Raw genomic sequence first — 19,753 nt, forward strand, 5'->3', positions numbered from 1 at the left:
GGCTGGCGGCTGATCGGCGCGCGCGGTGGCGGCGCCTGGAGCCGTCCCGGCCGTCCGCGCGCCGATACCCCCGAGCACCTGCGCGGCGCCAAGTGCCTGTGACAGGCGCCGGGTGGCGCGGACAAAGGGAAGCGCCCGGGTGCCGATTGATTGCTGCCGCGCGCGCGAGGCCCCGCCATGCTGGCCCCATGCCTGCTGACGTCGTCAGCGACATGCCAGGCAACCATCGGTCTTCGAGGTTGCGGCGCAGTTCCCACTGCGTGACCGAGCCAGCTCGCACCGCATCCTTCCGCGAGCGGCCACCAGCCTCTGGTGGCGGATGCTTTCGCCTTATCAACCCACCGCGGGGTCACGCACCTTCCCCGCATGCGTGGGCCGGTGTGTCTCCGCTTCATCCCAATGGAGATTCACCATGAACACCACGTCCAACGAGAAATCGTATTTCGACCTCCACACCTCGGGCATCGGCTACATCCAGCGTGTCCGTGAAGTGCCCGTCCGGGGCGGCCGCCGTGCGCAGCCTTTCCTGGCATGCACCATCCCCGCGCTGGTCGGCCCCGCCCGGGACCCCAGCTACCGCTACTTCGACGTCAAGGTCTCGGGTGCCGAGGCCAAGAAGCTCGTTCAGCGCTACATCGGCGTTGACGATCCCAAGCAGCGCCCGCTGGTGCGCTTTCGCCTCGGTGACCTGTGGGGCGATGTGTACATCCGCGACAAGGGTGAGCAGAAGGGTCAGGCCGCCGCGTCCCTCAAGGCGCGACTGCTCAAGGCCGAACTGATCGACCGGGCCGAACTGGCTTCGATCGAGCAGCACGAGTTGATCACCCGCGGCATCGGCTATCTCAATCGTGTGAAGGACGTCACCCCAAAAGCTGGCGACTCGTTCCTCTCTTGCACCGTCGCGGCACTGGCCGGGCCTGTCGATGAACCGGAGTATCGGTACTTCGACACCATCGTCGCCACCCCGGAAGCCGAGCACCTGGTTCGCCGGTGCGTTCAGGCCGTCGAGGGTGACCGCAAGGTGCTGATCGCCTTCCGTCTGAACGACATGAAGATCGATCCGTACATCCGCACCAAGGGTGAGCACGCCGGGGAACCGGCCGCCAGCCTGGAATCGACGCTGGTCCACATCGGTCTCATCAAGATCGACGGCACCCAGGTCTATCCGACGAGCCAGGCGCAAGCCGAGGCGCCGCCGGCCGAAGACGCATCCGCGTCCGAAGCCGACGATGCCATCGACACGGCCACCGAGCCCGCCGAGCGCGAGCCCGAGGCGCAAGTCCAGGAGCAGGAGCCGGCATTGGCTGCTTCGTTCTGATCCGGCACGGCCTCTCACGGGGCCTTGTCGCTTTTCCTCCCCACGTACGCCGCGTCCCCAGGACGCGTGCTTGCGCATTTCATCCCCCGAGTTCCGCGTGGTCTCACGGCCACGCGGTTGTCGAATTTCTCAAAGGAGATCAGCCATGTCTCTGGTATCCCGCTTTGCTCCGCAATCCCCGATCCTGCGCTCTGATCGCCCACTCTCGGACGACCGCATTCGTGCCGTCGTTCCGTCGATCTTCGCCGACGCTCCACATGGGAGCCGGTCCGATCGGTATGCCTACATACCGACCTCGACCGTGCTGACCAAGCTGCGCCAGGAGGGCTTCGAGCCCTTCATGGTGTGTCAGACGCGCGTGCGCAACGAAGACCGGCGCGAGTACACGAAGCACCTCATCCGACTTCGCCATGCAAGCCAGATCAACGGCGACGAGGCGAACGAGATCATCCTGCTCAACAGCCATGACGGCACGAGCAGCTATCAGATGCTCGCCGGCATGTTCCGGTTCGTCTGCCACAACGGCCTGGTTTGCGGTGACACCACCGCAGACATCCGCGTTCCCCACAAGGGCGACGTGGCCAGCCAGGTGATCGAAGGTGCCTACGGAGTCCTCGAAGGTTTCGAGCGCGTGCAGAACGCGCGCGATGCGATGCGCACCATCACCCTCGATGAGGGCGAAGCGGAGGTCTTTGCGAACTCTGCGCTCGCACTCAAGTACGACGATCCGGCCAAGTCCACGCCTGTCACCGAGAGCCAACTGCTGGCCCCTCGGCGATGGGACGACCGCAAGAACGACCTGTGGGCCGTCTTCAACCGCGTCCAGGAGAACCTAGTCAAAGGGGGCCTGAACGGACGCACGGCCAACGGCCGCAATCAGCGCACCCGTCCGGTGCAAGGCATCGACCAGAACCTGCGCCTGAACCGGGCGTTGTGGCTGCTGGCCGAAGGCATGCGCCAGCTCAAGGCGTGATGCCACGCGGACCTCGCCCACCTCGGGCGAGGCCATTTCCTCTCATCCACCGGGTGCCGTCGGCGGCCCGTCATTCATCATCAGGAGAACCATCATGGCAACCCCATCGGCTTCCGAGAAATCTGTTGCGCCCATCGTCGTCCCCGGCCAGCTCACGCTGCGTACCATCCGCGGCAAGAACGGCCCGTTCACGGTTGGCCGCCTCGCGACGCACCTCGGTACTTTCGAGGTCAAAGACCCGGAGCTGGAGCAGTACCCCGAAGGCAAGTACGACGGGGAATTCATCATCAGGTACATCTTCCCGAAGTCCTATCCGGTCGGCGGCGGCATGCGGTTCGAGATCCGTGCCAGCCTCGACGGCATGACGCTCAACGGCATCGACAAACTCAGCCGCGACGAAGCCCGCAGCTTCGCCACCCAGGACGTCGATCCGCTCGATGAAGAGCAAGGGGCGCAGCCTGCGGCAACGCCGGCCAAGCCCACCAAAGCGTCCAGGCCCGCCAAGCCCGCACCCGTGCAGGCGTCCGCGGACCCGCTGGTCGATACCACGCCCTTCGGCGTGGATGCGCCACCGCCTGCTACGGCCGCTGCCCCCGGCAGCACCGAAGACGGTGACGCCGCGCTCTTCGGCCTGCTGTGGCCGCTGGGCGAGTCCGTGAAACTGGATTCGACCATCGACCGCCGCACCCTGCGCGCGCAGATCGCCCGCCTGGGCGAGCTGGGCTACGCGCTGGACTTCAAGACGCAGGAGTGGAGCCGCCAGGCCGAACCAAAACCTGCGTGATCGCAGACGCCGCATGCGCGGTGTTCTTCATCCACCCGCCGGGGTTCCTTTCCCATGCGGGGGAGGCCCTGGCCATTTTCTGGAGGTCTCCATCATGTCCACCATCGCTTGCGATACCCCGCGTTCAACGCTGGATGAACCCGCGTGGCGGGACCTTTGCAAAGCGGCCGCCGCACACGCCCAGCGCGGTTGCGGCTTGTCCTACGACCACTACGTGACGCTCTTCAGTTCGGCGATCGACGCACAGGCCAATCGTTTGCCGGATGAGCAACGTGCTCAGGCTCTCGAAATCGCGGCCCAGGAATGGGACTACGCAACACCTGCCGAACGGCAGGAAACCCAGGACTGGAATGCGGAGCATGGCTATTGCTCGCACGGGATCGAGTTCGGCTACTGCCCGGCCGGTTGTGATCGAGACGATGACGACTGGGATTGAGGGCGACGCATAGGTTCCTTCGCCGCAGATGCGGCATTCCATCACCCGCTGGGGGTTCTTCCCCACGGGGAGGCCTTCAGCTCAACTTTTCGAGGAGGCCTCTCATGGGCTGGTATTTCTCAAACCAATCGCGGTCCGAACTGATCGCGGAACTGATCGCACCGCAAGAGACCGAGCGCGCCAGCGTCAAGGTCATCGCTCACACCCTGCGCGGCAACGTGCTGTGGTCCGTCGCCGAAGTGACCGCCAAGGTCGAAGGCGTGCATCGTGATCTCGCACCGGGCCAGTCCCTGCGCTACATCCGCTGCGATCTGCTTGAACGAAGCGGCGGCCAGTGGGGCTACAAGTCCTTGGACGAGTCCATGCACCCGTACTACTACACGTGCCCGCTGTCCTATCTGGACCTCGCACCGGAGCAGTCCGCCGACTGGCGTGCAGGCGTTCGCGCCTACCACGCCCGGCGGCGCACACCCACGGCATCCGCGGCATCCGCCGCGGCGTCGATGGCCTGAGCCAGGAGGAACCGACATGGACCCGATCCTGGCAACGCTTCCGCCCTCGTTGCTGGCACTCGTTGAAGGGAGTTTGTCCAACGACGAAGTGTCCTCCGACGAGGAAATGCTGGCGTACTTCATCGACAACGGCCTCACCGAGGACCAGGCACGGCAGGCACTGACCTACCGCGACCAGTACCTCAACAACATCTACCTGGAAGGCTTCACGCCGATCACTTCGGCGGACGAGCCGCTTCACTTCAACCCGCACACCCGGCAGTTCGAGCCGGACTGAGCGGTTTTCTTCCACCCCCTGGGGCAGTACTTGCCCCAGCGGGCGGTGCTGTTCCCGTTCATCCGAGGACACCACCATGCCCGCAAACACTTCTTCCACGCTGTACCGCATCGACGAATGCCCGGACGTGATGGCCGACGCCTGCGTCGGCGATGACCAGGGCAACCTGATCTTCCTGTCCATCTGGGCGCGGGACACCGCCGTCCAGCAGTTCCTCGCTCGCCTGACCCTCGGGCGCGACGAGCAGGGACTGGACCAGTTCCACGTCATCACCGACCAGGGCGGCAGCGTCCCGGTATTCATCGGCAACGTCGATCGCCTGGAAAAGCGCATCACGCGCGCGTACCGGCGGACGCTGTTCGGCTCGCTGTCCAACGTGTGGCTGTTCGACCGGCGCTGCGTCAAGCCCGACAAGGCCAACGCCAGCGCATTGGCACTGCTGCCACGCGACAGCGCCCACAGGCTTGACCGCCTGTGGATGCTGGTGCGGGACACCTGCCCGTTGCCGCTGCTCGATCACTGGCGCGAGACCGTGCTGGAACTGCTGCAAACCCGCGAGATGCTGGCCCGCCTTCCGTTCGCCCTCGGGCCGCTGGAAGGCCATCGGCTCGCCATCGACGTGCCGGCGCTGACCCTGGCGCTCGGCTCCCTGATCCGCAGCGACGCGCTCACCGCCTATCCGTATCCGGCCAAGATTTGGACGCCGGAAGCGGTAGCGGCTTGACCCACCCTCGGAGGCACGCCTTGGCGTACTTCCGTGTTTCATCCCCGCCAACCAGGAGACTTCCATGGCCCTCATGTTCCCGCGGCTCGCCCGCAATTTCGTCAAGAACGGATATTTCCCGACCGACGAACCCACGCTCGAAAGAGCGCTCAACGCACTGATGCCCAGCGACGGGCCGATGTGCATCCTCGATCCCTGCGCCGGCGAAGGCGTGGCGATCGCCGAAGCCGCCCATGCCCTCGGGCGCGAGCAGGCAAAGGCGTTCGCCGTCGAGTTCGACGCGGAGCGGGCGCGCCATGCCCGCGGCCTGGTCGATCACTGCCTGCACGCGGACCTGATGGACACGATGGTCTCCAAGCAGTCCTTCGGGCTGCTCTGGCTCAACCCGCCGTATGGGGACCTGTCCAAGGACGTCAACGGCAACATCGGCTATCAGGGCCAGGGCCGTGCCCGCCTTGAAAAGCTGTTCTACCAGCGCACGCTCTCGCTGCTGCAATACGGCGGCGTGCTGGTTTTCATCGTCCCCGGCTACGTGCTCGACGCGGAGTTGGTCGGCTGGCTGACGCGCCACTACACGGACCTGCGCATCTACCGAGCGGTGGAGACGCAGTTCAAGCAGGTGGTGATCTTCGGACGCCGGGTGCGCCAGCGCGAGCAGGTGCCCGATGGCGTCAAGGCCGTGCGCAATCTGCTGTTGCAGGTAGGGCAAGGCGAAGTCGAAGCCGAGGAACTGCCGAGCGAGTGGCCGTTCCTGCCGTACATCGTCCCCGCCAGCCCGGCCGAGCCAGAGCATTTCTTCCGCGTGACGATGGAGCCCGAGCAGTTCGCCGATGAGGTTGGCAGGCTGCAAGGCTTGTGGCCATCGCAGGACACGCACCTGGGGGCTGCGCAGCAATCGCTGCGTCCACCGGCGCGGGCCTTGTCCCGCTGGCATCTCGCCCTGGCTCTGGCCGCGGGTGCGATCTCGGGGGTTGTGCGCTCCAAGACCGGGCGCGTGCTCGTCGTCAAAGGTGACACCCACAAGGACAAGACGCTCCAGCGGGAGTTCACCGAACGCGAAGACGGCTCCATCGCCGAGACCCGCATCCTCACCGACAAGTTCGTTCCCGTCATCCGCGCGTGGGACATGACACCTGGCTCCGCGACACGGGGCGAGGTGTTGACCATTCGCTGATCCACCGGACGCGCTGCCGTCCTGCTGTACCAACTCGAAGGAGAAACACCATGATCCCCAATCCGTTCAAGCGGCCTGCGCCGCACAAGCAACCGTTGTTCGCACCGAGTACGTTGAAGTTGAGCGAGAAGGTGCATTGGCTGGCCCGGCGAGGCCTGATCGACCCCTTGGCCTATGTCCAGCGCCATGTGCGCGGGGACTGGGGCGAGATCGATGAGGCCACACGCCAAGCCAACGACGTGGCGATCCAACAGGACAACCTAATGATCTCGCAGTTCAGGATCACGCCGGACCTGGCGCTGATCGTCAAGACCAGCGAGGACCACCAGACCACGGTGGTCCAGCTTCCCGAAGAGCGGGACCTGATCTGAGGCCCCACATCGTCATCCTCATCCACCTGACGGAGCCACTTCACTCCGGCAGGGGTGTCGTGGCTCAATGACTCATCAAGGAGGAGCCCATGGCATCGCATCGCATCGAAACCTACTGCCAGCGGCTGGCGTTCCCCATCGGGGCGCTCATCTTCAGCAGAGGTGTAGACCGCCTGGTCCGCGCGGGTCGCCTGGACCCGATCCCGTACTTCAGGCGCCACACCCGTGGCGACTGGGGCGACGTCAACATCCAGCAATGGCAGACGAACAGCAGCGCGCTTCAATCGGGCGCGTCGCTGGAATCGCACTACGTGATCCATCCGGGGCTCGCCATTCGCATCGTCACCGATTCGCAGCGCTGCGCAACCGTCATCGTGCTTCCGTCCGAAGACTGAGCACGGTTCACCTGCGGGCCGCCCAGGCCAGCACCTTCAACCACCCTCAGCCACGCGTCGATTCTCTTCCCACCACGGGGCATGCCATTGCCCCGCTGGGGGTGGTGCATGCCCCATTTTTCTTTGGAGCATCACCATGTCCCTCGATCTCGAAACCACTGCCGCTGAATCCGCGCCCGTACAGGGCGAACTGCTCGACGCGGAATCTTCCCCTCTGACCCTGAGCCTTCAGGATTTTGTCGGCGAGTTCGGCGACGAACTACTCGACGCCCTCAACAGCGCTAATCCGCCGGTCTATACCGGCCAACCGCAGGCGCACCGGCAACTGGTGGTCGCCAGCCTCAAGCGCAAGCTGTTCCCAGCCCAGGCCGAAGTCGTCCACGCCGCCGCCGAGCTGCTGATCGACCGTGGCGAACGTGCTGCGATCGTCAATGGCGAGATGGGCTGCGGCAAGACGACCGTCGGCATTGCCACGGCCGCCGTGCTCAACGCCGAAGGCTATCGCCGCACTCTGGTGCTGTCGCCGCCCCACCTGGTTTACAAGTGGCGGCGCGAGATCCAGGAGACGGTGGCCGGTGCCAAGGTGTGGGTACTCAACGGGCCGGATACGCTCGTCAAGCTCATCAAGCTGCGCGAGCAGTTGGGCGTGCAGCCCACGGGCCAGGAGTTCTTCGTCCTGGGGCGCGTCAGGATGCGGATGGGCTTTCACTGGAAGCCTGTCTTCACCACGCGGCGCACCCGCCACGGCGACGTGGCGGCCTGCCCGGACTGCGGCACGGTCATCACCGACCTCGACGGCGAGCCGGTCAACCCGATCGCGCTCCAAGCCGAGGAGTGCCGCAGGAAGTGCGGCCACTGCGCCGCGCCCCTGTGGACACTGATCCGCCCGCGCAGTCTGTCCGGCAGCGACCAGTCCTCGGCCGTGCTCAAAGCCTTAAAGCGCATACCGACCATCGGAGAGGTCACCGCGCAGAAGCTGATGCAAAAGTTCGGTGACGGGTTCCTGGCGTCGATGCTCGGCGACAACATCCATGAGTTCATCAACCTCATGGATGGCAACGGCGAGCTGGTGTTTTCCGACCGTCAGGCCACGCGCATGGAACGTGCGATGGCCAACATGGAGTTCGGCTTTGGCGAGGGCGGCTATCAGCCGTCCGAGTTCATCAAACGCTACCTGCCGCAAGGCACGTTCGACCTGCTCATCGCCAATGAGGCACATGAGTACAAGAACGGGGGCAGTGCCCAGGGCCAGGCCATGGGCGTGCTGGCGGCGAAGGCTCGCAAGACCTTGCTTCTGACCGGCACGTTGATGGGCGGCTACGGGGACGACCTGTTCCACCTGCTGTTCCGAGCCCTTCCGGGGCGGATGATCGAAGACGGCTACCGCCCGACCACGAGCGGCAGCATGACCTCGGCTGCGATGGCGTTCATGCGCGATCACGGGGTGTTGAAGGACATCTACTCCGAGAGCACCGGCACGGCGCACAAGACGGCCAAGGGCACCAAGGTATCGGTGCGCACGGTCAAGGCCCCGGGGTTTGGCCCCAAGGGCGTGCTGCGCTGCATCCTGCCGTTCACGATCTTTCTCAAGCTCAAGGACATCGGTGGCAACGTCCTGCCGCCGTATGACGAGGAGTTCCGTGAAGTCGCGATGGACACGGCGCAAGCCGCGGCCTACCGCGATCTGGCGGGTCGGCTGACCGCGGAGCTGAAACAGGCTCTGGCGCGACGCGATACGACCTTGCTGGGTGTGGTCCTCAACGTGCTGCTGGCCTGGCCGGATTGCTGCTTCCGGTCGGAGACCGTGGTGCATCCGCGCACGCGCAACACCTTGGCGTTTGTCCCGGCTCAGTTCAACGAGTTCGAGATCAGCCCCAAGGAGCGTGAGCTGATCGACATCTGCAAAGCGGAGAAGGCGCAGGGCCGCAAGGTTCTGGCCTACACGGTCTATACCGGCACGCGGGACACCACGTCGCGCCTGAAGGTGCTGCTGGAGCAAGAAGGCTTCAAGGTGGCGGTGCTGCGCGCAAGCGTGGATGCCAGCCGCCGCGAAGACTGGATCGCTGAGCAACTGGATCGTGGCATCGACGTGCTCATCACCAATCCCGAGCTGGTCAAGACGGGATTGGACTTGCTGGAGTTTCCGACGATCGTGTTCATGCAGTCGGGCTACAACGTGTACTCGCTCCAGCAGGCGGCACGCCGCTCCTGGCGCATCGGGCAGAAGTTGCCGGTGCGCGTGATCTACCTCGGCTACGCCGGTTCTTCGCAGATGACCTGCCTGGAACTGATGGCCAAGAAGATCATGGTCTCGCAGTCCACCTCGGGCGACGTGCCCGAATCGGGGCTGGATGTCCTGAACCAGGATGGTGATTCCGTCGAGGTCGCACTGGCCCGGCAACTGGTCGCCGCCTGAACTTCACGCAATGCCGACGACCGAGAGGTCGTCGGCTCTTTTTTCAGCGCCTCGCAGCGTCAAATTGCACCTTGCCGTACACGCCTGGACAGTGATTCAGCGCTTTCCTTGCGCTCGCTGTAACGATCCACCAGATACGGCGCCACGTCGCGCGTGAGCAGCGTGAACTTCATCAGTTCTTCCATCACGTCCACCACGCGGTCGTAGTAGGCCGAGGGCTTCATGCGTCCGGCCTCGTCGAACTCCTGGTACGCCTTGGCGACCGAGGACTGGTTCGGGATGGTCAGCATCCGCATCCAGCGGCCCAGCACGCGCATCTGGTTGACGGCGTTGAACGACTGCGAGCCGCCCGATACCTGCATCACCGCCAGCGTCTTGCCCTGGGTCGGGCGCACCGCGCCGACCGACAGCGGAATCCAGTCGATTTGGGTCTTCATCAGGCCGGTCATCGCGCCGTGGCGCTCCGGCGAACTCCACACCATGCCCTCGGCCCATTGCACCAGTTCGTGCAGTTCCTTGACCTTCGGGTGATCGGCCGGCGCATCGTCCACCAGAGGCAGCCCGGACGGATTGAACAATCGGGTCTCGCCGCCCAGCGCCCGCAAGATGCGTGCGGCTTCTTCGGCTGCGAGGCGGCTGAACGAGCGTTCGCGCAGCGAACCATAGAGCAGCAGGAAGCGCGGCGCGTGCGTGGCCCGTGCCGGCGCGAACAGATGTTCGGTGTCCGGTTGCTGGAACAGCGCCGTGTCGATGTTCGGCAGGTCGAGACGAGATTCAGACACGGCGGCCGTCCTGATCGACCACCGGCTCGCCGTCTTCCTTGTTGAACGCGCCGCGCTGCGGCTGCGGCAGCAGGTCGAGCACGGCTTCCGAAGGCCGGCACAGGCGCGTGCCTAGCGGCGTGACCACGATAGGCCGGTTGATGAGGATGGGATGCTGGAGCATGAAGCCGATCAGGTCGTCGTCGCTCCACTTCGGGTTGCCCAGGTCGAGGTCGGCATAGGGCGTGCCTTTCTCGCGCAGCACGTCTCGCACCGGCACGCCCATCGCCGCGATCAGCGCCTGGAGCGTGTCGCGGTCGGGCGGCGTTTTCAGGTACTCGATGATGGTCGGTTCCTCGCCGCTGTTGCGGATCAGGCCCAGCACGTTGCGCGAGGTGCCGCAGGCTGGGTTGTGGTAGATCGTGATGGTGCTCATGGATGCCTCTTGGAGGTTACGAAGTGGTCGCGCGGCGTTCGTACCAGCCGCGTGAGCGATTGACCACGCGCACCACCAGCAGCATGACCGGCACCTCGATGAGCACGCCGACCACTGTTGCGAGTGCTGCGCCGGAATGGAAGCCGAACAGGCTGATGGCGGCGGCCACGGCCAGCTCGAAGAAGTTGCTGGCACCAATCAACGCGGATGGCCCAGCGACGCAGTGCTTTTCGCCCACCTGGCGGTTGAGCCAGTACGCCAGACCGGAATTGAAGAACACCTGGATCAGGATCGGCACCGCCAGCATGGCGATCACCAGCGGCTGCCGGATGATGGCCTCGCCCTGGAAGGCGAACAGCAGCACCAGCGTCAGCAACAGCGCGGCGATGGACAATGGGCCGATGCGTTCCAGTGCCCTGTCGAACACGGCCTGCCCCTTGCGCAGCAGCGCCCGGCGCCAGAGCTGGGCCAGGATGACCGGAATGACGATGTACAAACCCACCGACACCAGCAAGGTGTCCCACGGCACCGTGATCGACGACAGGCCCAGCAGCAGGCCGACGATGGGTGCGAAGGCGAACACCATGATGGTGTCGTTCAAGGCCACTTGCGACAGCGTAAATACCGGATCACCGCCAGTCAGCCGACTCCAAACGAAAACCATTGCGGTACACGGTGCAGCAGCCAGCAGGATCAGGCCGGCGATATAGCTGTCGAGCTGATCGGCGGGCAGCCAGTCGGCAAAGACGTGGCGGATGAAGATCCACGCCAGCAACGCCATTGAGAACGGCTTGACGGCCCAATTGATGAACAGCGTGACCCCCATGCCCCGCCAATGCTGGCGCACCTGGCCAAGCGCGGCGAAGTCCACCTTCAGCAGCATGGGGATGATCATTACCCAGATCAGCAGGCCGACCGGCAGGTTGACCTTGGCAATCTCCATGCGGCCGATGGCCTGGAATGGGGCGGGCGCGAACTGGCCCAGAGCGATCCCCGCGATGATGCACACCGCCACCCATAGCGTCAGGTAACGCTCAAAGCCGCTCATGGCGGAGTTTGCTGGCGCGGGGCCGGCAGTATCGGTTGCGCTCATCGGGCGGGCCTCACTGGCGGCCGATGTCGCGCAGTTCACGCTGCAACGACATGGCATCGAGACTCTTGATCGGAAGCGACAGGAACAACTCGATACGTCGGCGCAGCGTCATGGCGGTATCGAAGAACGCCTTGCTTTGTCGTTCCAGGGTGCCTTCCACGGCTGCCGGGTCAGGCACGCCCCAATGCGCCGACACCGGCTTGCCCGGCCACAGCGGACACGCCTCGCCGGCTGCGTTGTCGCAGACGGTGAAGATGAAATCGAACACCGGCGCATCGGGCTTCACGAACTCGTCCCAGCTCTTGCTGCGGTAGCCCGTTGTCGGAAGGTGCAGCCGCTCCAGCGTGGCGAGTGCCAGCGGGTGAACTTCGCCTTTCGGATGGCTACCTGCCGACCAGGCGTGAAACCGCCCTTGGCCCATGTCGTTGAGGATGCCTTCGGCGAGGATGGAGCGGGCCGAATTGCCCGTACAGATGAACAAGGCGTTGTAAGTGGTATCGGTCATGGTCAGCAGCAGGTCTTGGATGGAGAAACCTCGCATACGCCACCTTGGCAGCAATGCTCGGTCAGGTAACCGATCAGACCGTCCATGCGGCCGTACTCGGCGCGATAAATCAGGTTGCGGCCCTGCTGCTCGATGCTGACGAGGCCAGCATGGGCCAGTTCCTTCAAGTGGAAGGACAAGGTGTTGCGGGCCACGTCGAGCTGGTCAGCTAGCGTGCTCGGCGTCAGTCCGCCCGGGCCAGCAACGACCAAGGCGCGGAACACGCGCAGGCGCTGGGTGTGAGCCAGGGCGTTTAAGGCGGAAATGGCTTGATCCTCTTTCATGATTCGATAATACAACATTTATAGAATTAATGTGCAAACCACAGTTGGATTTGCGGGTTGCGCTATGTGTTGGACTGCAAAAGCGGGCACCCCCCAGTTCGCATTTCTGACTGACCGCGCAGCCGCGCGCAGCCAAGGTATCGGCATCGCAACAGAAGAGCCGATGCCATGCCTGCAATCCATGTATCCCGGTGTCTGGTCGGTACCAGCCTCCTGGCCGCAGCCTTGGCCAGCGGCTGCGCGACCACGCCACCGCCGCTGGCCGCCAGCACCGTCGAGGACGTCCCACCCGCGCCCGAGGCTGCACCGCCCGAGTTCATTCCCGTCGTGCGCTATGGCCGCTACACCCTGGTGGAGCTGGCGCCGATGGCGGCGCAGCGCGATCTGCTGGTGCAGACCATCGACGTGTCCATGCCCGAGGAGGTCCGCGCCACGGTCGGCGACGGGCTGCGGCATGTGCTCAAACGCAGCGGCTACCAGCTTTGCGAGACCCCGCATGCGGTGATCGAGCTGTACGCGCTGCCGCTGCCGGCGGCGCACTTGCATCTCGGCCCCATGACCTTGCGCGATGCACTGCTCACCCTGGCCGGTCCGGCTTGGGAACTGCACGCCGATGACCGGACGCGGCAGGTCTGCTTCGAGCGGCCTGGTCGCGACACCGGTGCCGAGCCGGTGTCCGAGCCGCCTGCTGCCGAGGCCGTGCAGACGTTCCCCTTTGCGGGAGGCCAGCCATGAACGCGGCACAGCCGCTCCGGCGCCCGACCGCCGCCGTGGTGTTGCAAAGCCTGCTCTGGCTTTGGCTGCTGGGTCTCAGTGTCTTCGCGATCCTGGGCCACCAGACGATGACCGATCAGGCCGACCAGCAGCAGCTCGATGTCCGGTTGCAGCGCCTCGAAGCCCAGGTGACCGGGCTGGCCGAGACCACGCGGGCCTTGCAGCAGCAGCCCGCAGCCGCCACCGCCGCAGGCCTGCAAGACGCTCGGCAGGCAATGGAGGCGCGCATCGTTCAAGCCGAACAGGCGCTGGGTGGCTATGCCACCGCCGAGGACGTTCAGGCGCTGCGTACCGAAGTCGAGCAGATCAAGGTGCGCCAAGCGACTGCGCGTGCAGCGGCGCCTACCCAGCGGCGCACCCCGAGCCAACCGGCCACCGCCAAGTCCGAACCGCCGCCGCTGCCATTTCGTGTCGTCGGCGCTGAGCTGCGCGCGGGTCAGCGCAGCGTGTCCGTCGCCCCGAGTGCCGGAGATTTCACGCCCGATCAGCTCCAGGTGCTGCTGCCGGGTGATGCGCTGGGTCCGTGGCGCCTGCAGGCGATCGAGGGCACTGCCGCGGTGTTCCAGGCCGGCGACCAGACCCGTCGCGTGGCGATTCCTTGACCGGAGCCCACCACATGAAGCCGTCGATCATCCTGTACGCGTTCCTGCTGGGCTCCATGCAGTTGCCCGCCTGGGCGCAGCAGCCCGCCACGACCCCCGCCCGCAATGCGCAGAGCCAGGAGCGCCCGCTGGCCGCCCGCATCCTGGACGACCGGGTGGCAGGCGAATGGGGCCTGCAACCGCAGGAATGGGCGCGCTATCGCGACTTGATGGATGGGCCGCTGGGCATCTACTCGCCAAATCTGGACCCGCTGTCCGCCCTGGGCATCGAGGCGCGCACCGACGAAGAACGGCGGCGCTACGCAGAGCTGCAGGTGCAAGTCGAAGCGCGCCGCGTGGAGAAGCTGCTCGCGTACCAGCGCGCCTACGACGAGGCCTGGCAGCGCCTGAACCCCGGCATGCAGCGGGTGAACCTGTCTGACGAGAGGCCAGGCGCCGCCGCTGCGCGGGGCAGCGGTCGCACGGCAGTGTTCATCAAGGACGGCTGCGCGGCTTGCGGGCAACTCGTCCAACGCCTGCAATCCTCGGGTGCCGAGTTCGACCTTTACATGGTCGGCAGCCGCCAGGACGATGCGCGCATCCGCGACTGGGCCAAGCGCGCCCAGATCGACCCGGCCCGGGTGCGCAGCGGCGGCATCACGCTCAACCACGACGGCGGCCGCTGGCTGTCGCTGAGCCTGCCCGGCGATTTGCCTGCGGTTGTGCGCGAAGTGAACGGCCAATGGCAACGCCAGCCGTAACGGCGCTGCTGCGCGCACTGGCGCTCACTGCGGGCCTGTTCGCCTGCGCCGCCCATGCCCAGGAGGTTCCGCCACCGGCCTACCAGCTTGCCGCACAGCGCGCGGGCATTCCCTCGACGGTGCTCTACGCCGTGGCTTTGCAGGAGAGCGGCATGCGACGCAATGGACGCATCGTCCCATGGCCGTGGACCCTGAATGTCGCCGGCCAGTCGCGGCGCTTCGCCACCCGTGCCGATGCCTGCGCCGGTTTGCAGCAGGCGATGCGATCTACGCCACCCACGCGCATCGACGCGGGCCTGGGCCAGATCAACCTGGGCTACCACCCGCACCGCTACACCCATGCCTTCGACTTGTTGGACCCGTACCGCAATCTCGCCAGCGCCGCCGAGATCCTCAAGGAGCAGTACACCCCCGGTGAAGACTGGCTGCTGGCCATGGGCCGCTACCACCGGCCCGCGGGCGGTGAGCCTGCCGCCCGCTATCGACGCAGCGTATCCCGACACCTCGCCCGCGTGCAGGGCACGCACTCAATCGCCACGGCGCGAGCCGTGCGTCAGGAGTCGACCCCATGACGAAACCGCTCTGGACCCTGCGGGGCCTGCTCGCGCTGCTGGCGGCGCTGCCGTTGGTCGCGCATGCCGCCGAACCGCTGATCGTGGTCGAGGACCGCGGCGGCGCGTCGGCGCTGCCGTACTACGAAGCGCTTAACCTGCAGCCACGCGCCAACAGCGCGTTGCGGCCTCCCATTCCGACGCCGCAGATTCCCGCCACCCCCGCTGACGAGGCAGCGATGCTGCCGGTACGCAGCGCGAAGCTGATGCCCGGCTTCGTCGCGCGGCGCGTGATCGAGGCACCGGGCCTGCGGCCTTTCGTGGTCATCGGCGACGATGAGACCTCGCAAGCCTGGCTGCGCCGTCACGCGGCGTCGCTGCACGACCGCGGCGCGGTCGGCCTGGTGGTCAATGTCGAGACCGCGCAGGCTTTGGCGCGGTTGCGCGCACTGGCGCCTGGCGTGCCGATGGCCCCCGTGGCCGGCGATGATCTGGCCGAACGCCTGGGCCTGCGGCACTACCCGGCGCTGATCACGGCGACCGGCATCGAGCAATGAGGCCATGTCGGGGAAACAGCCCGTCGAAGTCCTGTTGCGCCCAGCGGTGGAGCTATACACCGTCGCGGCATGTGCGGGCGCCGCGTTTCTGTCCCTGGTGGCCCCGTGGTCGCTCGCGCTGAGCCCAGCCATGGGCGTCGGTGCCGCACTGGCGTTCGGCGCCTATGGCGCGATCCGCTACCGCGATGCGCGGGTGATCCTGCGCTACCGCCGCAACATCCGGCGCCTGCCGCGCTACGTGATGACGAGCAGGGACGTGCCGGTCAGCCAGCAGCGCCTGTTCGTGGGGCGCGGTTTCCTGTGGGAACAGAAGCACACCCACAGGCTGATGCAGACGTACCGGCCGGAATTTCGCCGCTACGTCGAGCCAACACCGGCATACCGGCTGGCGCGACGCCTGGAGGAGCGGCTGGAGTTCGCACCGTTTCCACTGTCTCGCCTCGTACGGCTCACGGGCTGGGATGTGTCATTCAACCCCGTGCGGCCACTGCCACCGGTAGGCGGCCTGCCGCGATTGCACGGCATCGAACCCGACGAGGTCGACGTCAGCCTGCCACTGGGTGAGCGCGTCGGCCATTCGCTGGTGCTGGGCACCACGCGCGTGGGGAAGACGCGGCTGGCCGAGTTGTTCGTCACCCAGGACATCCGTCGCACGAATGCAGACGGTGAGCATGAGGTCGTGATCGTCATCGACCCCAAGGGCGACGCGGATCTCTTGAAACGCATGTACGTCGAAGCCAAGCGAGCGGGTCGCGAGGGCGAGTTCTACGTCTTTCACCTCGGCTGGCCCGAGTTCTCTGCACGCTACAACGCGGTGGGGCGCTTCGGACGCATCAGTGAAGTCGCCACGCGCATTGCCGGGCAACTCTCCGGCGAGGGCAACAGTGCAGCGTTCCGCGAGTTCGCATGGCGCTTCGTCAACATCATTGCGCGCGCATTGGTGGAACTGGGGCAGCGCCCGGACTACATGCTGATCCAGCGGCACGTAATCAACATCGACGCGCTGTTCATGGAGTACGCCCAACACTACTTCGCCAAGACCGAGCCCAAGACCTGGGAGGTGATCGTCCAGATCGAGGCCAAGCTCAACGAGAAGAACATCCCAAGGAACATGATCGGGCGCGAGAAGCGTGTGGTGGCGCTGGAGCAATACCTCTCCCAGGCGCGCAACTACGACCCTGTGCTCGATGGCCTGCGCTCGGCGGTGCGCTACGACAAGACCTACTTCGACAAGATCGTTGCATCGCTGCTGCCGCTGCTGGAAAAGCTCACCAGCGGCAAGATCGCCCAACTCCTGGCGCCGAATTACTCCGACCTGTCTGACGCGCGCCCGATCTTCGACTGGATGCAAGTCATCAGGAAGCGCGCCGTGGTCTATGTCGGCCTGGATGCGCTGTCGGATGCTGAAGTCGCCGCGGCGGTCGGCAACTCCATGTTCTCCGACCTGGTGTCGGTAGCCGGGCACATCTACAAGCACGGGATCGACGACGGCCTGCCGGGTGCCTCGGCTGGCACGCGCATTCCCATCAACGTCCATGCCGACGAGTTCAACGAACTGATGGGCGACGAGTTCATCCCCCTTATCAACAAGGGCGGCGGTGCCGGGCTGCAGGTGACCGCGTATACGCAGACGCTCTCGGACATCGAGGCCCGCATCGGCAACCGCGCGAAGGCCGGCCAGGTGATCGGCAACTTCAACAACCTGTTCATGCTGCGGGTTCGGGAAACCGCCACCGCGGAATTGTTGACCCGTCAATTGCCCAAGGTGGAGGTCTATACCACCACCATCGTCTCCGGCGCGACCGATGCCTCGGACATCCGCGGGACGACGGACTTCACCAGCAACACGCAAGACCGCATCAGCATGTCGAGCGTGCCGATGATCGAGCCATCCCACGTCGTCGGCCTGCCCAAAGGCCAATGCTTCGCGCTGCTGCAGGGTGGTCAGCTCTGGAAGGTCCGGATGCCACTGCCAGCGCCTGACCCCGATGAAGTGATGCCGGCGGACTTGCAGCAACTGGCTGGGTACATGCGTCAGAGCTACAGCGAGGCCACGCAATGGTGGGAGTTCACCAGTTCCCCAGCCTTGCAGGAGGCTGCCTTGCCCGACGACCTGCTGGATGACGCCGCTCCGGCCAAGCCTGACGCGGTGGCCACCGGCGCCGACGACAGCACCGGCGAGGCCGCACCATGAAGGATGCCGCCTCGACCGCGCAGCGGGAGCAGAACCAGCGCCAGGGGCTGATCGTCGGCACCATCACCTTGCCGTTCAGGCTGCTCGGGGTGCTGATCGGTTCGCTGCTGTTCTCGATCGTGGTGGAGTGCGTCGGCATGCACCTGTTCTGGAAGGACCAGGGCTGGCGCCACTCCCAGCAGATGCTGCAGTACGAACTCGGGCACCTGTCGAACCACTTCACGCGCAGCGTGGTGGTGCAGGAGCCCGGGCGCACGGCGCACGAGCTGGTGGATACCGGGTACGGGTGGGTGTTCGTGCGCTCGGGGTTGCTGGAGCGCATGAGCCAGACCGCCGAGCGCGCCCGTGCGCCCAGCCGCGAGCCGACGCGCAACTTCCGCTATTACATCAGCCAGGCCTATGTCTGGGCCGAGAGCTACCTGATCGCCGCGGCCTTCACGACGCTCACGTTCCTCGTGCGCCTGCTGGTCCTGGTGCTCACGCTGCCGCTGATCCTCACTGCGGCATTCGTCGGCCTGATCGACGGCCTGGTGCGGCGGGACGTGCGGCGGTTCGGCGCGGGCCGGGAATCCGGCTTCATCTACCACCGCGCGAAAGCGAGCCTGATGCCGCTGGCCGTGCTGCCCTGGATCACCTACCTCGCGCTGCCGATCTCGGTGCATCCGCTGCTGATCCTGCTGCCCAGCGCAGCCTTGCTGGGACTGGCCGTGAGCCTGACCGCGGGCAGCTTCAAAAAGTACCTCTAGGCCATCAATCCGGTCGCTTCCGGGTTCCTATTGTTTGCGGCCTGAAACAGCCCTGATCTCCACGATCAACCCATTGCTGATCACACAGGAATGGCGCGATGTTGGCTTCGATCTGGCTGCGCGCCGCGCATCGCGGCGTGCCCACTTTTCTCGTGACGGCCCTCGTGCTGGGCCGGTCCCCGATGGCCTTGGCCGAGTCCCCGGCGCAGCGCCAGGAGTTGGTCGCCGCGCTGCGCCAGCTCGACGCGCTGGAACGCACCGTCGCGGACAGCGCCGCGCATACCCCCATCACACCGGGCGAGCGCTACCACTTCGATTACCCGCGGCTCCAGGCTGACTTGGCGCGCGTGCGCGCCGGCATCCAATTTCACCTGACGCCATCGCGCGCTCAACCGCGCGCCCCCTCCGAACTGGCCGGCGAATACCGCACCGAACGGGCGACCGAGCCGCTGCCGGCGACGACTGCGGAGGGCAAGCAATGAACGGCGCCCAGGTCTCGGCATTTCAAGCCAACAGCGGTATCGCGCCTTCCGCGATGGCGACCGTTCTGGTCGGCGTCGTGTTCGCGGTCCTGCTCGTGTGGGGCGTCTGGGCCATCCGAACGGCCTACGTGGGGTGGTCCGAGAGCCGCCTCAACCAGCGCCAGTTCCTCGGCGTCTGCATCCGCTTCGTCGCGATGTACCTCGTCCTGAGTTTCTTCCTTCTGTCCTGACCTGAAAGGCCCGACCATGCACAACCGCAACCTCACTTCCCGTTTTGCCCAGCGCGCCGCCGTGGCCCTGGGCGCCGCCGCGCTGCCGGCGCTGTCGTTCGCGCAAGGTCTGCCGCAATTGGAGAACCCCACGCGCGGCACCGGCAACGGCATCATGGAGACGATCCGCAACTACGGCTACGACATCATCATGCTCGTGGCCCTGCTGGTGGTGGCGTCGATGTTCATCGGCGTCTGCTACCACGCCTACGGGACCTACGCGGAGATCCACACCGGCCGCAAGACGTGGGGCCAGTTCGGCCTCACGGTCGCTATCGGCGCCGTGCTGCTTGTGATCGGCATCTGGCTGCTCACCGAAGCCACCGGCATCCTGTAAGCG

At 65.8% G+C, this 19,753-nt stretch carries 26 protein-coding genes; 21 read left to right on the top strand and 5 right to left on the bottom strand.

What is annotated here, in order from left to right:
* Positions 1 to 412 precede the first annotated feature (412 nt).
* The 11 genes from RWO33_RS03480 to RWO33_RS03530 all read left to right on the top strand — a co-directional run bounded on the left by RWO33_RS03480 (position 413) and on the right by RWO33_RS03530 (position 9,380).
* Positions 413 to 1,318, top strand: a complete 906-nt coding sequence (locus RWO33_RS03480; RefSeq protein ID WP_314102027.1) for a DUF3577 domain-containing protein — start codon at positions 413 to 415, stop codon at positions 1,316 to 1,318.
* Between the two features lie 145 nt (positions 1,319 to 1,463).
* Positions 1,464 to 2,291, top strand: a complete 828-nt coding sequence (locus RWO33_RS03485) for a DUF932 domain-containing protein (protein ID WP_013391792.1) — start codon at positions 1,464 to 1,466, stop codon at positions 2,289 to 2,291.
* Between the two features lie 94 nt (positions 2,292 to 2,385).
* Positions 2,386 to 3,075, top strand: a complete 690-nt coding sequence (locus RWO33_RS03490; RefSeq protein WP_003116823.1) for a DUF3275 family protein — start codon at positions 2,386 to 2,388, stop codon at positions 3,073 to 3,075.
* Between the two features lie 94 nt (positions 3,076 to 3,169).
* Positions 3,170 to 3,511: a hypothetical protein gene (locus RWO33_RS03495; protein ID WP_003116822.1), complete on the top strand. Its 342-nt coding sequence runs from the start codon at positions 3,170 to 3,172 to the stop codon at positions 3,509 to 3,511.
* A 104-nt stretch (positions 3,512 to 3,615) separates the two neighbouring features.
* Positions 3,616 to 4,023: a hypothetical protein gene (locus tag RWO33_RS03500; protein WP_003116821.1), complete on the top strand. Its 408-nt coding sequence runs from the start codon at positions 3,616 to 3,618 to the stop codon at positions 4,021 to 4,023.
* Positions 4,024 to 4,039: 16 nt separating this feature from the next.
* Positions 4,040 to 4,300 (top strand): hypothetical protein, encoded by a 261-nt coding sequence (locus RWO33_RS03505; RefSeq protein ID WP_003090124.1) that lies wholly within the window; start codon positions 4,040 to 4,042, stop codon positions 4,298 to 4,300.
* A gap of 76 nt (positions 4,301 to 4,376) precedes the next feature.
* Positions 4,377 to 5,024, top strand: a complete 648-nt coding sequence (locus RWO33_RS03510; protein WP_003116820.1) for a hypothetical protein — start codon at positions 4,377 to 4,379, stop codon at positions 5,022 to 5,024.
* Positions 5,025 to 5,064: 40 nt separating this feature from the next.
* A complete protein-coding gene (locus RWO33_RS03515) occupies positions 5,065 to 6,198 on the top strand; it encodes a DUF6094 domain-containing protein (RefSeq protein ID WP_223224654.1) in 1,134 nt (377 codons plus the stop codon).
* Between the two features lie 50 nt (positions 6,199 to 6,248).
* A complete protein-coding gene (locus tag RWO33_RS03520; protein ID WP_003116818.1) occupies positions 6,249 to 6,569 on the top strand; it encodes a hypothetical protein in 321 nt (106 codons plus the stop codon).
* 89 nt (positions 6,570 to 6,658) lie between these two features.
* On the top strand, positions 6,659 to 6,964 hold the full coding sequence (locus RWO33_RS03525) for a hypothetical protein (RefSeq protein ID WP_003116817.1): 306 nt from the start codon (positions 6,659 to 6,661) through the stop codon (positions 6,962 to 6,964).
* A 136-nt stretch (positions 6,965 to 7,100) separates the two neighbouring features.
* The gene (locus tag RWO33_RS03530) at positions 7,101 to 9,380 is read left to right on the top strand and encodes a helicase-related protein (protein WP_017514545.1); all 2,280 of its coding nucleotides are present in this window, start codon (positions 7,101 to 7,103) and stop codon (positions 9,378 to 9,380) included.
* Between the two features lie 59 nt (positions 9,381 to 9,439).
* Here RWO33_RS03530 and arsH read toward each other — a convergent pair whose 3' ends face one another.
* Genes arsH through RWO33_RS03555 form a run of 5 tightly spaced genes read right to left on the bottom strand, consistent with a single transcriptional unit; the run spans position 9,440 to position 12,498 of the window.
* Positions 9,440 to 10,162: an arsenical resistance protein ArsH gene (gene arsH, locus RWO33_RS03535; protein ID WP_013391794.1), complete on the bottom strand. Its 723-nt coding sequence runs from the start codon at positions 10,160 to 10,162 to the stop codon at positions 9,440 to 9,442.
* Positions 10,155 to 10,577 (bottom strand): arsenate reductase (glutaredoxin), encoded by a 423-nt coding sequence (gene arsC / locus RWO33_RS03540; protein WP_013391795.1) that lies wholly within the window; start codon positions 10,575 to 10,577, stop codon positions 10,155 to 10,157. Before arsC ends, arsH begins: the two co-directional genes overlap by 8 nt.
* 16 nt (positions 10,578 to 10,593) lie before the next feature.
* Positions 10,594 to 11,670 (bottom strand): ACR3 family arsenite efflux transporter, encoded by a 1,077-nt coding sequence (gene arsB / locus RWO33_RS03545; protein ID WP_038317538.1) that lies wholly within the window; start codon positions 11,668 to 11,670, stop codon positions 10,594 to 10,596.
* Positions 11,671 to 11,680: 10 nt separating this feature from the next.
* Complete coding sequence (locus tag RWO33_RS03550) at positions 11,681 to 12,175, bottom strand: arsenate reductase ArsC (RefSeq protein ID WP_013391797.1); 495 nt, start codon at positions 12,173 to 12,175, stop codon at positions 11,681 to 11,683.
* Positions 12,176 to 12,177: 2 nt separating this feature from the next.
* Positions 12,178 to 12,498, bottom strand: coding sequence for a metalloregulator ArsR/SmtB family transcription factor (locus RWO33_RS03555; RefSeq protein WP_016445103.1), 321 nt, complete (start codon positions 12,496 to 12,498; stop codon positions 12,178 to 12,180).
* Positions 12,499 to 12,666: 168 nt separating this feature from the next.
* On the opposite strand from RWO33_RS03555, the gene RWO33_RS03560 reads away from it, so the two are divergent.
* The 10 genes from RWO33_RS03560 to RWO33_RS03605 all read left to right on the top strand — a co-directional run bounded on the left by RWO33_RS03560 (position 12,667) and on the right by RWO33_RS03605 (position 19,750).
* Complete coding sequence (locus RWO33_RS03560; protein WP_013391799.1) at positions 12,667 to 13,233, top strand: PilL N-terminal domain-containing protein; 567 nt, start codon at positions 12,667 to 12,669, stop codon at positions 13,231 to 13,233.
* On the top strand, positions 13,230 to 13,874 hold the full coding sequence (locus RWO33_RS03565) for a hypothetical protein (protein WP_124122779.1): 645 nt from the start codon (positions 13,230 to 13,232) through the stop codon (positions 13,872 to 13,874). The genes RWO33_RS03560 and RWO33_RS03565 overlap by 4 nt, the downstream gene beginning before the upstream one ends.
* A gap of 14 nt (positions 13,875 to 13,888) precedes the next feature.
* A complete protein-coding gene (locus RWO33_RS03570; protein ID WP_013391801.1) occupies positions 13,889 to 14,614 on the top strand; it encodes a TIGR03759 family integrating conjugative element protein in 726 nt (241 codons plus the stop codon).
* On the top strand, positions 14,596 to 15,186 hold the full coding sequence (locus RWO33_RS03575; RefSeq protein ID WP_314102083.1) for a transglycosylase SLT domain-containing protein: 591 nt from the start codon (positions 14,596 to 14,598) through the stop codon (positions 15,184 to 15,186). Before RWO33_RS03570 ends, RWO33_RS03575 begins: the two co-directional genes overlap by 19 nt.
* Positions 15,183 to 15,722: an integrating conjugative element protein gene (locus tag RWO33_RS03580; RefSeq protein WP_013391803.1), complete on the top strand. Its 540-nt coding sequence runs from the start codon at positions 15,183 to 15,185 to the stop codon at positions 15,720 to 15,722. Before RWO33_RS03575 ends, RWO33_RS03580 begins: the two co-directional genes overlap by 4 nt.
* A 4-nt stretch (positions 15,723 to 15,726) precedes the next feature.
* A complete protein-coding gene (traD, locus tag RWO33_RS03585; protein WP_124122780.1) occupies positions 15,727 to 17,916 on the top strand; it encodes a type IV conjugative transfer system coupling protein TraD in 2,190 nt (729 codons plus the stop codon).
* Positions 17,913 to 18,662: a TIGR03747 family integrating conjugative element membrane protein gene (locus tag RWO33_RS03590; RefSeq protein ID WP_013391805.1), complete on the top strand. Its 750-nt coding sequence runs from the start codon at positions 17,913 to 17,915 to the stop codon at positions 18,660 to 18,662. Before traD ends, RWO33_RS03590 begins: the two co-directional genes overlap by 4 nt.
* Positions 18,663 to 18,760: 98 nt before the next feature.
* A complete protein-coding gene (locus RWO33_RS03595; protein ID WP_013391806.1) occupies positions 18,761 to 19,144 on the top strand; it encodes an RAQPRD family integrative conjugative element protein in 384 nt (127 codons plus the stop codon).
* Positions 19,141 to 19,374 (top strand): TIGR03758 family integrating conjugative element protein, encoded by a 234-nt coding sequence (locus RWO33_RS03600; protein ID WP_003050225.1) that lies wholly within the window; start codon positions 19,141 to 19,143, stop codon positions 19,372 to 19,374. The genes RWO33_RS03595 and RWO33_RS03600 overlap by 4 nt, the downstream gene beginning before the upstream one ends.
* Positions 19,375 to 19,390: 16 nt before the next feature.
* Complete coding sequence (locus RWO33_RS03605; protein WP_003090173.1) at positions 19,391 to 19,750, top strand: TIGR03745 family integrating conjugative element membrane protein; 360 nt, start codon at positions 19,391 to 19,393, stop codon at positions 19,748 to 19,750.
* The last annotated feature ends 3 nt before the right edge of the window (positions 19,751 to 19,753 follow it).

Origin of the sequence: uncultured Stenotrophomonas sp., assembly GCF_963519925.1 — a bacterium.
Lineage (GTDB): Bacteria > Pseudomonadota > Gammaproteobacteria > Xanthomonadales > Xanthomonadaceae > Stenotrophomonas > Stenotrophomonas maltophilia_AE.

Bases quoted from the DNA above. Each gene is read 5' to 3' on its own strand.
- arsC (WP_013391795.1), bottom strand. From the start codon at position 10,577: ATGAGCACCATCACGATCTACCACAACCCAGCCTGCGGCACCTCGCGC.
- RWO33_RS03520 (WP_003116818.1), top strand. From the start codon at position 6,249: ATGATCCCCAATCCGTTCAAGCGGCCTGCGCCGCACAAGCAACCGTTG.
- RWO33_RS03510 (WP_003116820.1), top strand. From the start codon at position 4,377: ATGCCCGCAAACACTTCTTCCACGCTGTACCGCATCGACGAATGCCCG.
- RWO33_RS03595 (WP_013391806.1), top strand. From the start codon at position 18,761: ATGTTGGCTTCGATCTGGCTGCGCGCCGCGCATCGCGGCGTGCCCACT.
- arsB (WP_038317538.1), bottom strand. From the start codon at position 11,670: ATGAGCGCAACCGATACTGCCGGCCCCGCGCCAGCAAACTCCGCCATG.
- RWO33_RS03490 (WP_003116823.1), top strand. From the start codon at position 2,386: ATGGCAACCCCATCGGCTTCCGAGAAATCTGTTGCGCCCATCGTCGTC.
- RWO33_RS03565 (WP_124122779.1), top strand. From the start codon at position 13,230: ATGAACGCGGCACAGCCGCTCCGGCGCCCGACCGCCGCCGTGGTGTTG.
- RWO33_RS03530 (WP_017514545.1), top strand. From the start codon at position 7,101: ATGTCCCTCGATCTCGAAACCACTGCCGCTGAATCCGCGCCCGTACAG.
- RWO33_RS03570 (WP_013391801.1), top strand. From the start codon at position 13,889: ATGAAGCCGTCGATCATCCTGTACGCGTTCCTGCTGGGCTCCATGCAG.
- RWO33_RS03560 (WP_013391799.1), top strand. From the start codon at position 12,667: ATGCCTGCAATCCATGTATCCCGGTGTCTGGTCGGTACCAGCCTCCTG.
- RWO33_RS03605 (WP_003090173.1), top strand. From the start codon at position 19,391: ATGCACAACCGCAACCTCACTTCCCGTTTTGCCCAGCGCGCCGCCGTG.
- RWO33_RS03555 (WP_016445103.1), bottom strand. From the start codon at position 12,498: ATGAAAGAGGATCAAGCCATTTCCGCCTTAAACGCCCTGGCTCACACC.
- RWO33_RS03575 (WP_314102083.1), top strand. From the start codon at position 14,596: ATGGCAACGCCAGCCGTAACGGCGCTGCTGCGCGCACTGGCGCTCACT.
- RWO33_RS03590 (WP_013391805.1), top strand. From the start codon at position 17,913: ATGAAGGATGCCGCCTCGACCGCGCAGCGGGAGCAGAACCAGCGCCAG.
- RWO33_RS03485 (WP_013391792.1), top strand. From the start codon at position 1,464: ATGTCTCTGGTATCCCGCTTTGCTCCGCAATCCCCGATCCTGCGCTCT.
- RWO33_RS03505 (WP_003090124.1), top strand. From the start codon at position 4,040: ATGGACCCGATCCTGGCAACGCTTCCGCCCTCGTTGCTGGCACTCGTT.
- RWO33_RS03495 (WP_003116822.1), top strand. From the start codon at position 3,170: ATGTCCACCATCGCTTGCGATACCCCGCGTTCAACGCTGGATGAACCC.
- RWO33_RS03525 (WP_003116817.1), top strand. From the start codon at position 6,659: ATGGCATCGCATCGCATCGAAACCTACTGCCAGCGGCTGGCGTTCCCC.
- RWO33_RS03550 (WP_013391797.1), bottom strand. From the start codon at position 12,175: ATGACCGATACCACTTACAACGCCTTGTTCATCTGTACGGGCAATTCG.
- RWO33_RS03580 (WP_013391803.1), top strand. From the start codon at position 15,183: ATGACGAAACCGCTCTGGACCCTGCGGGGCCTGCTCGCGCTGCTGGCG.
- RWO33_RS03480 (WP_314102027.1), top strand. From the start codon at position 413: ATGAACACCACGTCCAACGAGAAATCGTATTTCGACCTCCACACCTCG.
- RWO33_RS03600 (WP_003050225.1), top strand. From the start codon at position 19,141: ATGAACGGCGCCCAGGTCTCGGCATTTCAAGCCAACAGCGGTATCGCG.
- traD (WP_124122780.1), top strand. From the start codon at position 15,727: ATGTCGGGGAAACAGCCCGTCGAAGTCCTGTTGCGCCCAGCGGTGGAG.
- RWO33_RS03500 (WP_003116821.1), top strand. From the start codon at position 3,616: ATGGGCTGGTATTTCTCAAACCAATCGCGGTCCGAACTGATCGCGGAA.